11 protein-coding genes are annotated in these 13509 nt (G+C 36.9%); 9 read left to right on the forward strand and 2 right to left on the reverse strand.

Annotated features, from left to right (window positions below):
• Window positions 1-58: 58 nt before the first annotated feature.
• The 6 genes from ACUN0F_RS10580 to ysxC all read left to right on the forward strand — a co-directional run bounded on the left by ACUN0F_RS10580 (window position 59) and on the right by ysxC (window position 9055).
• A complete protein-coding gene (locus ACUN0F_RS10580; protein ID WP_445539469.1) occupies window positions 59-1057 on the forward strand; it encodes a hypothetical protein in 999 nt (332 codons plus the stop codon).
• A 309-nt stretch (window positions 1058-1366) separates the two neighbouring features.
• Window positions 1367-2644 (forward strand): trigger factor, encoded by a 1278-nt coding sequence (gene tig / locus ACUN0F_RS10585; protein WP_000729261.1) that lies wholly within the window; start codon window positions 1367-1369, stop codon window positions 2642-2644.
• 264 nt (window positions 2645-2908) lie between these two features.
• Window positions 2909-4168, forward strand: coding sequence for an ATP-dependent protease ATP-binding subunit ClpX (gene clpX, locus ACUN0F_RS10590; protein WP_000472285.1), 1260 nt, complete (start codon window positions 2909-2911; stop codon window positions 4166-4168).
• Window positions 4169-4276: 108 nt separating this feature from the next.
• Complete coding sequence (gene lonB, locus ACUN0F_RS10595; protein ID WP_046956274.1) at window positions 4277-5947, forward strand: ATP-dependent protease LonB; 1671 nt, start codon at window positions 4277-4279, stop codon at window positions 5945-5947.
• A 184-nt stretch (window positions 5948-6131) separates the two neighbouring features.
• Entirely contained in the window at window positions 6132-8462 is a 2331-nt protein-coding gene (gene lon, locus ACUN0F_RS10600; protein WP_000097312.1) for an endopeptidase La, read from the forward strand.
• Complete coding sequence (gene ysxC / locus ACUN0F_RS10605) at window positions 8459-9055, forward strand: ribosome biogenesis GTP-binding protein YsxC (RefSeq protein WP_000869124.1); 597 nt, start codon at window positions 8459-8461, stop codon at window positions 9053-9055. The genes lon and ysxC overlap by 4 nt, the downstream gene beginning before the upstream one ends.
• Before the next feature lie 36 nt (window positions 9056-9091).
• Here the strand turns inward: ysxC and ACUN0F_RS10610 are convergent, their stop codons facing one another.
• Window positions 9092-9508, reverse strand: coding sequence for an organic hydroperoxide resistance protein (locus ACUN0F_RS10610; protein ID WP_046956275.1), 417 nt, complete (start codon window positions 9506-9508; stop codon window positions 9092-9094).
• Window positions 9509-9510: 2 nt separating this feature from the next.
• A complete protein-coding gene (locus ACUN0F_RS10615; RefSeq protein ID WP_000138543.1) occupies window positions 9511-9963 on the reverse strand; it encodes a MarR family winged helix-turn-helix transcriptional regulator in 453 nt (150 codons plus the stop codon).
• 415 nt (window positions 9964-10378) lie between these two features.
• On the opposite strand from ACUN0F_RS10615, the gene hemA reads away from it, so the two are divergent.
• The 3 genes from hemA to hemC are packed head-to-tail and all read left to right on the forward strand — an operon-like array spanning window position 10379 to window position 13509.
• Window positions 10379-11713, forward strand: coding sequence for a glutamyl-tRNA reductase (hemA, locus tag ACUN0F_RS10620; RefSeq protein WP_000547847.1), 1335 nt, complete (start codon window positions 10379-10381; stop codon window positions 11711-11713).
• A gap of 17 nt (window positions 11714-11730) precedes the next feature.
• Window positions 11731-12564 (forward strand): cytochrome c biogenesis protein, encoded by an 834-nt coding sequence (locus tag ACUN0F_RS10625; protein ID WP_445539470.1) that lies wholly within the window; start codon window positions 11731-11733, stop codon window positions 12562-12564.
• Window positions 12565-12579: 15 nt separating this feature from the next.
• Window positions 12580-13509 (forward strand): hydroxymethylbilane synthase, encoded by a 930-nt coding sequence (gene hemC / locus ACUN0F_RS10630; RefSeq protein WP_264462063.1) that lies wholly within the window; start codon window positions 12580-12582, stop codon window positions 13507-13509.

Genomic DNA, 13509 nt, shown 5'->3' on the forward strand with positions numbered 1-13509 from the left:
TACTCATTTGATATATTTACTTTAAAGATAATTAAAATCTAGAAAAAGAGGCGGACGTATGGATAAAAAAGAAAATACGGTCGTATTGTTTCCACAACTATCAGAGCGATATATTGATGAAGGTTTTTTAGCACTGAAAGAGCGGAAATTCGAAGATGCATTGCGCTGCTTTGAAATATTACGTCAGTATAATGCAGAAACGGAACAAACGGAACTCGCTTCTGTTATTTGTTTGTTAGAATTAAAACATATGGAAGAAGCGAAAGACAAATGTGAACAGTTACTTGAAACAGGAGCTGTATTATTTGGTGATATTCTTGAAACATATGTGACGATTTTAGTTCAAACAAATGATTATGAAGGTGTCATTGAAATCGTTGAAAAGGTTTTGCAAACGAAAGATGTAATGCCTGAGCAAAAGGAAAAATTAGCACAGCTCGCTTTATTTGCAGAAGGTATGTTAAGTGAAGTAGATACGTCACTAGTCGATTCGAATTTTGAATTGGATGAGTTTACTAATGAAATGTTTGGAGAAAACTTTGGGCAAAAGCTAAGAGCGATTCAGCAACTTTCGTTAAAAGACTTGGATCTTGCATTACCTATTTTAAAGAAATTTTTAATAGACGAAAAACAGCACCCTTATTTGAAAACTTCTATTTTATATAAAATGATAGAAAATCAAATAGAAGAAGAGATAGAGGTAGAAAAGTTTGGAAATACGATCAAGGTGATTCCAGCATTTACAGGTCATAATGAGGAGCAATCCAATAACATTATACATACATTATCAAGCCGATTAGAGCAAAATTATCCCGATATATTTGATGCGATGGTTACATATTGGAAAGAATTGCGAATTAGCGTTTTCCCATTCGCTCTATTAATGGATAAAGTGGAGATTTGGGCTGCTGTTTTAGAGAGAATTGGAAGAAAGCGTTTCGGATTGATTATTGATGAAGAAGAGCTTATGACAGCGTATAATATTGAATTAGAAGAGTTTCATATTGCCTATCAATGGTTATTACGTGTTGAAAGAGAAGGATATTTGCCCGTATAATTATGAAAAAGAATCGTTCGGTTCTTGAAACGAGCATATTCTATGTTATAATGTAAGGGTTGCAAAAGGCAGAAATCTGCCTGTTTGTAAGAGAAGAGAAGTGTAAATCTCTTACTTAATATGTTTCATATTATTCTCGAACAAAATATACCGTAGTTGTCTTTTAGACAATTAGTAGATTGGAACATTATATCTGAAAGCTTTTGCTAGAGGATTATTTGTACTTTTGTTATTTCAAAAAAGAGATAATGAAGATTTTAATCTATAGAGGTATGTGCATACATTATTATAGTTGGAGGGAAAGAATAAATGGCTGCAAAATGGGAAAAATTAGAAGGTAACGTAGGCGTTTTAACAATCGAAGTTGATGCTAAAGAAGTAAACAACTCTATCGACGCTGCGTTCAAAAAAGTAGTACAAACAATTAACGTACCAGGTTTCCGTAAAGGGAAAATGCCTCGTCCGTTATTCGAACAACGCTTTGGTATCGAATCTTTATACCAAGATGCTTTAGATATCATCTTACCAAAAGCATACGGTGAAGCGATCGATGAAGCTGGTATCTTCCCAGTTGATCATCCTGAAATCAACATCGAGAAGTTCGAAAAAAATGCTAACCTTATCTTCACTGCAAAAGTTACAGTGAAACCTGAAGTTAAATTAGGTGAGTACAAAGGTTTAGCAGTAGAAAAAGTTGAAACAACTGTAACTGACGAAGATGTAGAGAACGAATTAAAATCTTTACAAGAGCGTCAAGCTGAACTAGTTGTTAAAGAAGAAGGAACTGTTGAAAACGGTGATACAGCTGTAATCGACTTCGAAGGTTTCGTTGATGGCGAAGCATTTGAAGGCGGAAAAGGCGAAAACTATTCTCTTGCAATCGGTTCTGGTACTTTCATCCCTGGTTTCGAAGAGCAAGTAATTGGTCTTAAATCTGGTGATTCTAAAGAAGTTGAAGTATCATTCCCAGAAGAGTACCACGCTGCTGAATTAGCTGGTAAACCAGCTACATTCAAAGTAACAATTCACGAAATCAAAACAAAAGAACTTCCTGAGTTAAACGACGAGTTCGCTAAAGAAGCTGACGAAGAAGTTGCAACTCTTGATGAATTAAAAACAAAACTTCGCACAAACTTAGAAGAAGGCAAAAAGCACGAAGCTGAGCACAAAGTACGTGACGAAGTAGTAGAATTAGCTGCTGCTAACGCTGAAATCGAGATTCCAGAAGCTATGATCGACACTGAGTTAGATCGTATGGTTCGTGAATTCGAGCAACGTTTAAGCCAACAAGGTATGAACCTTGAGCTTTACTACCAATTCACAGGTACTGACGCTGACAAGTTAAAAGAGCAAATGAAAGAAGACGCTCAAAAACGCGTAAGAATCAATCTTGTTCTTGAAGCTATCATTGAAGCTGAAAACATCGAAGTTACTGAAGAAGAAGTAACTGCAGAAGTTGAAAAAATGGCTGAAATGTACGGTATGCCAGTAGACGCTATCAAGCAAGCTCTTGGAAGCGTAGACGCTTTATCTGAAGACCTTAAAGTGCGTAAAGCTGTAGACTTCTTAGTAGACAACGCTGCATAATAAAATAACAAGGCGCGATTTTAATCGTGCCTTGTTTTATAAATATAGAAATATATTTATAAAACTTTTCGATGAAGAAGGAAAACTTCCTTTACAAGTCGAATATACATATTTCAAAAGTTTTAAAATTTTTTTATTTGTACATAACTAGTCATATTATTTGTATTTCTCGCCACGTAGTGACATAATATGTATTTACATACGATACATTTATCGTGTACATACGAAGGCAAGAGGTTAGCACTTTGTAAGGGGTGTGAAAATATGTTTAAATTTAATGATGAAAAAGGTCAATTAAAATGTTCTTTCTGTGGTAAAACACAAACGCAAGTTCGAAAGTTAGTTGCAGGTCCAGGTGTTTACATTTGTGACGAGTGTATCGAACTTTGTACTGAAATTGTACAAGAGGAGCTTGCGAAGGACGAAGAAGTAGAATTCAAAGATGTACCGAAACCGGTAGAAATTCGTGAAATCTTAGATGAGTATGTCATCGGACAAGATAACGCGAAAAAAGCACTAGCGGTAGCGGTATATAACCATTACAAACGCATTAATTCTAACAGTAAAATTGATGATGTAGAATTAGCGAAGAGTAATATTTCACTTATTGGGCCAACTGGTAGTGGTAAAACATTATTGGCACAAACATTAGCGCGTATTTTAAATGTTCCATTTGCAATCGCGGACGCAACATCTTTAACAGAAGCTGGTTATGTAGGGGAAGATGTAGAAAACATCTTACTAAAATTAATCCAAGCAGCTGATTATGATGTAGAGAAAGCGGAAAAAGGAATCATTTATATTGATGAGATTGATAAAGTGGCACGTAAGTCCGAAAATCCATCAATTACACGTGATGTATCTGGTGAAGGTGTACAGCAGGCACTTCTGAAAATTTTAGAAGGTACTGTAGCGAGCGTTCCACCTCAAGGTGGTCGTAAGCATCCGCATCAAGAGTTCATTCAAATTGATACAACGAACATCCTATTCATTTGTGGTGGAGCGTTTGATGGCATTGAGCCAATTATTAAACGTCGCCTTGGTGAGAAAGTAATTGGATTTGGTGCTGAGAAGAAAAATGCTGATGTAAATGAGAAGCATGTTTTATCTCACGTTTTACCAGAGGATCTTTTAAGATTCGGTTTAATTCCGGAGTTTATCGGTCGTCTTCCAGTTATTGCGAACCTAGAGCCGCTTGATGAAGATGCTCTTGTAGATATTTTAACGAAACCGAAAAATGCACTTGTTAAGCAATTCCAAAAATTATTGGAGCTTGACGATGTTGAGTTAGAGTTTGAAGAAGGTGCACTAGTTGAGATTGCGAAAAAAGCAATTGAACGTAAAACAGGTGCTCGTGGACTTCGTTCTATTATTGAAGGCTTAATGCTTGATGTAATGTTCGAACTTCCATCTCGCAAAGATATCGAGAAGTGTATTCTGACGAAAGAAACAGTAGCTGATAATGAACCGCCGAAATTGGTGTTACAAGACGGTACTGTACTTGATACAAAAACATCTGCATAGTGCGAAGAAGAAAAACAGCAATTTTTATAATTGCTGTTTTTCTTTATGTTTAGCTATGTTCCTCCACGGAAATACTAAATGATAAAACATTGCGGGAGGAAATAAATTATGAGCTGGACAAATATATTTTTACTTGTTCAACTTGTTTTTGGTGTAATTGTCGGATTGTATTTTTGGCATTTACTTCGAAATCAGCGAACACAAAAAGTTTCAATTGATCGAGAATCGAAAAAAGAATTAGAACAGCTTCGTAAAATGCGTGAGATTTCTTTAACAGAGCCGCTTGCGGAAAAGGTACGCCCTACATCCTTTTTAGATATTGTAGGGCAAGAGGACGGGATTAAGTCGTTAAAAGCGGCTCTTTGTGGTCCGAATCCGCAACATGTAATTATATATGGTCCGCCAGGTATCGGGAAGACAGCGGCAGCACGTCTTGTATTGGAAGAAGCGAAACGCAATCCGAAATCTCCATTCCGTACGAATGCAACATTTATCGAACTTGATGCGACGACAGCAAGATTTGATGAACGTGGTATTGCAGACCCATTAATTGGTTCAGTCCATGATCCGATTTATCAAGGGGCAGGTGCAATGGGGCAAGCTGGTATCCCACAGCCGAAAAAAGGGGCTGTAACAGATGCGCATGGTGGTATTTTGTTCATTGATGAGATTGGTGAATTACATCCAATTCAAATGAACAAAATGTTAAAGGTGTTAGAAGATCGGAAAGTATTTTTGGAAAGTGCGTACTATAGTGAAGAAAATTCGATGATTCCAACGTATATACATGATATTTTTCAAAAAGGTTTGCCAGCCGATTTTCGCTTAGTTGGGGCGACGACACGTTCGCCAGAGGAGATTCCTCCTGCTATTCGGTCACGCTGTTTAGAAGTGTTTTTCCGTGAGTTAGATACAGAAGAGATTCAAAAAGTAGCGAAGAATGCAGCTGATAAAGTGGAAATGCAAATAGGTGAAAATGGTATTGAAATGATAGGGATGTATGCAAGAAATGGACGAGAAGCGATTAACCTTGTACAAATTTCTGCTGGTATGGCAATAAATGAAGAACGTTCTTTCATTAAAGATGAAGATATAGAGTGGGTTGTTCACTCTAGTCAACTTACACCGAAATATGAAAAACGTATTTATCCTATTCCGAGAATCGGTCTTGTAAATGGACTTGCTGTATACGGACCAAATACAGGCGCGTTATTAGAAATTGAAGTAACAGCAATCAAGGCGAAAGATAAAGGGTCGGTAAATGTTACCGGGATTGTGGAAGAGGAAAGTATTGGTAGTCAAACGAAATCCATTCGCCGTAAAAGTATGGCGAAAGGTTCTGTAGATAATGTATTAACAGTACTTCGTTCTCTAGATGTGTTGCCAGAAGGGTACGATATACATATTAATTTTCCAGGTGGTATCCCAATTGATGGGCCTTCGGCAGGTATTGCTATGGCAACAGGTGTATATTCAGCAGTGCATCGTACGTATGTGAGTAATGAAGTAGCGATGACCGGTGAGATAAGTATACACGGGGAAGTGAAACCTATTGGTGGTGTGTACGCAAAAATAAAAGCCGCGAAAAAAGCAGGTGCTAAGAAAGTCATCATTCCTGCTGAAAACATGCAACCGTTTTTGTATACAATAAAAGGAATTGAAATCATTCCTGTTCGTAAGTTAAAAGAAGTATTTGAGCTAACATTTATGCAGGAAAATATGCATCGAGACCTTGATATACATACTACTGTAGACGAAACAGATGCACAATCAATGTGAGAATGAATGATAATAAAATTTGCCAGACTTCGTTTAAGTTTGTATGCTTAAGCGGAGTCTTTTTTCCTTTTTAAAAGGGAGAAAAAACGAGGGATTTACAATTGCGGAAAATCTCTGCAATTGCATCTAGATGTATTGTAATATAAAATAGTTGAACAGGAGTTTAATTTATTATGGAGGTGCTATGTCTAGTATGAATACGAATGAAAGAATCGTACCCCTCCTACCATTAAGAGGCGTTCTCGTATATCCAACGATGGTTCTGCATCTTGATGTAGGACGTGATAAATCGATACAAGCACTAGAGCAGGCGGCAATGGATGAAAATATCATCTTTTTAGCGATGCAAAAAGAAATGAATATCGATGATCCGAAAGAAGATGACATATATAGTGTAGGTACAGTGGCGAAAGTGAAGCAAATGTTAAAATTGCCGAACGGTACGCTTCGTGTCCTTGTAGAGGGTTTACATAGAGCTGAAGTAGTAGAGTTTATCGAAGAAGAGAATGTAGTGCAGGTTTCTATCAAAACGGTAACTGAAGAAGTGGAAGATGATCTAGAAGAGAAAGCTCTTATGCGTACATTACTGGAGCATTTCGAACAATATATTAAAGTTTCGAAAAAAGTTTCAAATGAAACATTTGCAACGGTAGCTGATGTAGAAGAGCCAGGAAGATTAGCTGATTTAATTGCTTCTCACTTGCCGATTAAAACGAAGCAGAAACAAGAAATCTTAGAGATTGTATCTGTGAAGGAACGATTACATACACTTATTTCAATTATTCAAGATGAACAAGAGTTACTTAGTTTAGAAAAGAAAATTGGACAAAAAGTGAAACGTTCAATGGAGCGCACGCAAAAAGAGTATTTCTTACGTGAGCAAATGAAGGCGATTCAAACTGAACTTGGTGATAAAGAAGGTAAGGGCGGGGAAGTTGAAGAACTTCGTGAGAAAATTGAACAATCAGGAATGCCTGAAGAAACAATGAAGGCTGCACTGAAAGAATTAGACCGTTATGAAAAGTTACCAGCAAGTTCTGCGGAGAGCGGTGTTATTCGTAATTATATGGATTGGTTATTAGCACTTCCGTGGACAGAAGCGACAGAAGATATGATTGATCTTGCTCATTCTGAAGAAATTTTGAACAAAGATCATTACGGGCTTGAGAAAGTGAAAGAGCGCGTACTTGAATATTTAGCTGTGCAGAAGTTAACGAATTCATTAAAAGGACCTATCCTTTGCTTAGTAGGACCTCCTGGGGTCGGGAAAACATCGTTAGCGCGTTCAATTGCAACATCATTAAATCGTAATTTTGTCCGTGTATCCCTTGGTGGTGTACGTGATGAATCTGAAATCCGTGGTCACCGTCGTACGTATGTTGGAGCGATGCCAGGACGCATTATTCAAGGTATGAAAAAGGCGAAAACAGTTAATCCAGTCTTTTTATTAGATGAGATTGATAAAATGTCTAACGACTTCCGTGGAGATCCATCAGCAGCATTACTTGAAGTGTTAGACCCAGAACAAAACCATAACTTCAGTGATCATTACATTGAAGAACCGTATGATCTATCGAAAGTTATGTTTGTAGCAACTGCGAATACACTTTCAAGTGTTCCAGGTCCGTTGCTTGACCGTATGGAAATTATTTCGATTGCTGGCTATACAGAACTTGAAAAAGTTCACATTGCCCGTGAACATTTATTGCCGAAACAATTAAAAGAGCATGGCTTACGAAAAGGTAATTTACAAGTACGTGATGAAGCACTTCTTGAAATTATTCGTTATTATACACGTGAGGCCGGTGTTCGTACGCTAGAGCGTCAAATCGCAAAAGTTTGTCGTAAAGCAGCAAAAATTATCGTTACAGCAGAACGCAAGCGTATTGTAGTAACAGAGAAAAACATTGTTGATTTACTTGGTAAGCACATATTCCGTTATGGGCAAGCTGAAAAAACAGACCAAGTTGGTATGGCAACAGGGTTAGCGTATACAGCAGCAGGCGGTGATACACTTGCGATTGAAGTGTCTGTAGCGCCAGGTAAAGGGAAATTAATTTTAACAGGGAAACTTGGGGATGTTATGAAAGAATCCGCACAAGCAGCGTTTAGCTATATTCGTTCTCGTGCAGAAGAGCTTCAGATTGATCCGAATTTCCATGAGAAAAATGATATTCATATTCATGTTCCAGAAGGAGCAGTTCCAAAAGATGGACCGTCAGCAGGTATTACGATGGCAACGGCACTTATTTCTGCACTAACAGGTATTCCTGTAAGTAAAGAAGTGGGGATGACAGGTGAAATTACACTTCGTGGTCGTGTATTACCAATTGGTGGTTTAAAAGAAAAAACATTAAGTGCTCACCGCGCAGGCTTAACAAAAATTATTTTGCCGGCAGAAAACGAGAAAGATTTAGATGATATTCCAGAAAGCGTAAAAGAAAACCTTACGTTTGTGCTTGCATCTCATTTAGATGAAGTATTGGAGCACGCATTAGTAGGAGTGAAACAATGAAAGTAACAAAAGCAGATATTGTAATTAGTGCTGTTAAACCAGAACAATATCCAGACAGTGATTTACCAGAAATTGCATTAGCAGGTCGTTCAAATGTCGGGAAGTCTTCCTTTATTAATAAAATTTTAAATCGTAAAAAGTTAGTACGTATTTCTTCTAAACCAGGAAAAACGCAAACGTTGAACTTTTTCTTAATCAATGAGATGATGCATTTTGTTGACGTTCCAGGTTATGGCTATGCGAAAGTATCTAAAACAGAGCGCGCAGCATGGGGCAAGATGATTGAGACTTACTTTACAACACGTGAGCAATTAGACGCAGCTGTATTAGTAGTTGATTTACGTCACCAACCAACAAATGATGACGTGATGATGTATGATTTCTTAAAGCATTATGAAATCCCAACAATTATTATTGCAACGAAAGCCGATAAAATTCCGAAAGGGAAATGGCAAAAGCATTTAAAAGTTGTAAAAGAAACGCTTGCTGTTGAAATTGGCGATGAAATCGTTCTATTCTCTTCTGAAACAGGACTTGGAAAAGAAGAAGCGTGGAAGGCAATTCATAGAATGACAAAAACAAAAAACGCGTGACGAATGTCGCGCGTTTTTTTTATTTACTAAATTTTTTTATCGTACGTTTAATATAACCTCAATATTACCTCTTGTTGCTTTCGAATAAGGACATACACCGTGAGCGGCTTCTACAAGTTCTTGTGCTTCGTCATGAGAGACGCCAGCAACATGTACATCAAGTACAGCAGATAGGCCGAAACCACCATCTGTATCTTTTCCGATAGAAACGTGAGCAGTTACTTCTGTACTTTCTACTTTCACACGTTTTGTACGAATGACAAGCTGTAATGCACTATCAAAACAAGCGGCATAACCAGCAGCAAATAGTTGTTCTGGATTCGTTGCCTCTCCGCCTGCACCACCTAGTGCTTTCGGCATTTTTACATCAAGATTTAATATGCCATCATCTGAAATTACTTTTCCGTTTCTTCCACCTGTAGCAGTTACTGAAGCAGTATATAATTTATCCATGTTTATTCCCCTTTTCTATCATTAATTGTTTTCATTGTTTCAATTAGTTTATTTAATTGAATTAATAAAGAACGATATTCTTGTTCTGTAATTCCTAAATTTGTTGCCATTGTTGTCGGCAATGAACAAGCCTTTTCTTTTAAATCTTTACCTTGTTCTGTTAATTTAATACAAACTTTGCGCTCATCTTCTTTGGAACGAACGCGTTTTACAAGTTTTAATGATTCCATTCGTTTTAACATAGGTGTTAACGTACCGGAATCTAAAAATAGACGTTCTCCAATTTCTTTTACTGTTAGTCCATCTTGCTCCCATAGTACGAGTAAAGTAATGTACTGGGGATACGTAATACCCATCTCTTCTAAATATGGTCGATAAAAGCGGGTAACTTCTTTAGAACAGGCGTAAATAGAAAAACAAAGTTGGTTATCTAGATGTAAAGAATTCTCTGTCATACATAACTCCCTTCTAATTAAATTGTGCACAATTTAATTTTGTAAAATCAATATAACGGAAAAGAAATACAATGTCAAATACATTGTATTGAGAAAGTTTGTGCTACGATTTGGAACAATCATACATATTTTCTTGCATGATGAAAGAAGATAGGAAAGATGATGTTATAATTCATATGGAATAGTTTCCATCACTTGATTATGAGTGCTTTTTTTGGTAACGTACAAATAGAGTTATTAATTTATAATAATTATAAAGTAGAAAGTCTTTATTAGTTTTACTGAATCTCCTTTATTACATACGGAGAATAAATAAAAAATAATCGGTTGTTCACACGATTGTCAGATTCATAAGAGGAAAGTTGTATTATGATAGTAGATAAAGTGATAAAACGGGTGAAGGGGGACATGCTGCGTGCATATTCTTGTTGTTAGTGTAAATTATCGAACAGCCCCTGTAGAATTTCGTGAGAAACTCACATTTCAGGCAGCAGAGCTAGAGCAAGCAATGACTACATTACAAAATCAAAAGAGCGTGTTAGAGAATGTCATTGTATCAACTTGTAATCGCACTGAGATTTATGCTGTTGTCGATCAATTACACACGGGACGGTATTATATTAAGAAGTTTTTAGCTGATTGGTTTCAGCTTGAAATAGAAGAAGTCGCACCATATTTAACTATTTTTGAACAAGACGGTGCAATAGATCATTTATTCCGCGTGACGTGCGGTTTAGATTCTATGGTAGTTGGAGAAACACAGATTTTAGGCCAAATAAAAGATAGCTTTTTAGAAGCGCAACAAGTAAAAGCGACAGGCACAATTTTTAATGAGTTGTTTAAGCAGGTGGTTACGTTAGCGAAACGTGCGCACTCAGAAACGACGATTGGTGAAAGTGCGATGTCTGTTAGCTATGCTGCTGTTGAGCTCGGAAAGAAAATATTTGGTGAGTTAACAGATTGTCATGTGCTTATTCTTGGTGCTGGTAAGATGGGTGAACTGGCACTGCAAAACTTATATGGAAGCGGTGCTCGAAAAGTAACAGTCATGAATAGGACTTTTACGAAAGCGGAAGTAATGGCTGAGAAATATATGGGACATGCAAAGCCTTTAAGTGAATTGCAATGTGCATTATTAGAAGCAGATATTTTAATTAGTTCAACTGGTGCATCTGAATATGTCATCACGAAAGAGATGATGACAAAGGTAGAGAAAATGCGCTCTGGTCGTCCGTTATTTATGGTGGATATTGCAGTGCCACGTGATATTGATCCAGCGATTGATGAACTAGAAGGTTCTTTCTTATATGACATTGATGATTTGCAAGGAGTAGTGGAAGCAAATCGTGCTGAGCGTTTGAAAGAAGCAGAGAAAATTCAATTTATGATTGAAGAGGAAATTGTTTTATTTAAAACGTGGTTAAGTACACTTGGTGTTGTTCCGTTAATAGCAGCTCTTCGTGATAAGGCACTTGCTATTCAAAGTGAAACGATGGAAAGCTTGGAACGAAAAATACCGAATCTTAGTGATCGTGAGAGAAAAGTAATTAGTAAGCATACGAAAAGTATTATTAATCAATTATTAAAAGACCCAATTTTAGTAGCGAAAGAAATAGCTGCTGAAGAGGGAGCAGACGAAAAATTAGCGTTATTTGCAAAGATTTTCGACTTAGAAATGGAAGATGTAGAGAGTTGTGCGGAAGAAGTAGAACATAAAAGAGCGTGGACACCATCCGTTCCATCTTTATAATTTGGAAGGATGATCGGATGAGTTTTTTAAATAACAGTATTATTTATCATATTGCAATTATTTTATATGCTTGTAGCATTAGTTTATATTTTATAGATTATTTCCAAAGTAACCGAAAGGCGAACCGATTTGCTTTTTGGTTACTTTCGATTGTATGGGTTCTGCAGTCTATCTTTATGTTACTTAGGGCTACAGATTCAGAAACGAGCCCTATATTAACTTTATTATCAGGGATTTATTTTTATGTTTGGCTATTGATTACGATGTCGTTAGTCATTAATCGATTTATGAGAATTGACTTTCTAGTCTTTTTTACAAATGTTGTCGCATTTGGCGTAAGCGCTTTTTCTATTTTTACACCGCTCGGAAAGATGTCGCCGGTACTGGCAGAGCAATTAGTTTCAGAACTTGTATATGTACATGTCGGTATGGCTATTATTTCTTATGCAACTTTCACTGTATCGTTCATTTTTTCTATTATGTATTTATTGCAATATCGCCTATTAAAAAAGAAAAAATGGAATGCGAGATTAAGAAGGTTAGGGAATTTGCCGAAGCTAGAATCGATGTCTTACGGATTAAATTTATTTTCTGTTCCATTTTTCTTATTAGCTATTTTATTAGGATGCATATGGGGATATACGAAATTGGACAATTTCCATTGGTATGATACGAAAGTGATCGGGTCTTTTGTCGTTCTATTTGTATATTGTGCTGGCCTATATTTACGAGTGGCAGATGTGTTGCAAGGGAAGAAAATCGTGCAGTGGAACATCGGAGCATTTCTCGTAATGCTAATCAATATTTTTCTATTAAGCAGTTTATCCAACTTCCACTTTTGGTATTTATAATGAGGAGAGAGAATTATGCGCAAAATTATTGTAGGGTCACGAAAGAGTAAATTAGCATTAACGCAAACAAACTGGTTTATTGATCAGTTAAAAGCACTAGGTTTACCATATGAATTTGAAGTGAAAGAAATCGTCACAAAGGGTGATGTTATTTTAGATGTTACTCTTTCAAAAGTAGGCGGAAAAGGCTTGTTTGTTAAAGAGATTGAACATGCGTTACTTACGAAAGAAATTGATATGGCTGTACATAGTATGAAAGATATGCCGGCCGTACTTCCAGAAGGATTAATGATTGGTTGTACACCGAAGCGTGTTGACCCTCGTGATGCTTTTATCTCAAAAAGCGGAGCATCGTTTAAAGAGTTAGCAGAAGGCGCTATTTTAGGTACGAGTAGTTTAAGACGCAGTGCACAATTATTAGCTGCGAGACCAGATTTACAAGTGAAGTGGATTCGAGGAAATATCGATACACGTTTACGTAAATTACAAGAAGAAGATTACGATGCAATCATTTTAGCAACAGCTGGATTACAAAGAATGGGCTGGGATAATGAAGTTATTACAGAACATTTAGATGAGACGTTATGTGTACCTGCTGTAGGACAAGGTGCATTAGCGATTGAATGCCGTGAGGATGATAAGGATTTACTACAGTTGTTAGCGCATATGAATGATGCAGTAACAGAAAGAACAGTGGCGGCAGAACGAGTATTTCTTCATAAACTTGAAGGTGGCTGCCAAGTTCCAATCGCTGGATATGCAACTCTTACAGAAAATGATGCAATCGAATTAACAGCTCTTGTCGGTTCTATGGACGGTTCTGTTTTATTGAAAGAGACAGTAGTAGGAACTAATCCAGAGGAAGTAGGATTAGAGGTTGCGGACCGTTTAATTAAACAAGGCGCCAAAGAACTCATTCTTACTGCAAATAAGGGGCAACAATAA

It is taken from the genome of Bacillus sp. 1A (assembly GCF_052682215.1).

Bases quoted from the DNA above. Each gene is read 5' to 3' on its own strand.
- clpX (WP_000472285.1), top strand. From the start codon at position 2,909: ATGTTTAAATTTAATGATGAAAAAGGTCAATTAAAATGTTCTTTCTGT.
- lon (WP_000097312.1), top strand. From the start codon at position 6,132: ATGTCTAGTATGAATACGAATGAAAGAATCGTACCCCTCCTACCATTA.
- lonB (WP_046956274.1), top strand. From the start codon at position 4,277: ATGAGCTGGACAAATATATTTTTACTTGTTCAACTTGTTTTTGGTGTA.
- ACUN0F_RS10625 (WP_445539470.1), top strand. From the start codon at position 11,731: ATGAGTTTTTTAAATAACAGTATTATTTATCATATTGCAATTATTTTA.
- ACUN0F_RS10580 (WP_445539469.1), top strand. From the start codon at position 59: ATGGATAAAAAAGAAAATACGGTCGTATTGTTTCCACAACTATCAGAG.
- ysxC (WP_000869124.1), top strand. From the start codon at position 8,459: ATGAAAGTAACAAAAGCAGATATTGTAATTAGTGCTGTTAAACCAGAA.
- ACUN0F_RS10610 (WP_046956275.1), bottom strand. From the start codon at position 9,508: ATGGATAAATTATATACTGCTTCAGTAACTGCTACAGGTGGAAGAAAC.
- hemC (WP_264462063.1), top strand. From the start codon at position 12,580: ATGCGCAAAATTATTGTAGGGTCACGAAAGAGTAAATTAGCATTAACG.
- ACUN0F_RS10615 (WP_000138543.1), bottom strand. From the start codon at position 9,963: ATGACAGAGAATTCTTTACATCTAGATAACCAACTTTGTTTTTCTATT.
- tig (WP_000729261.1), top strand. From the start codon at position 1,367: ATGGCTGCAAAATGGGAAAAATTAGAAGGTAACGTAGGCGTTTTAACA.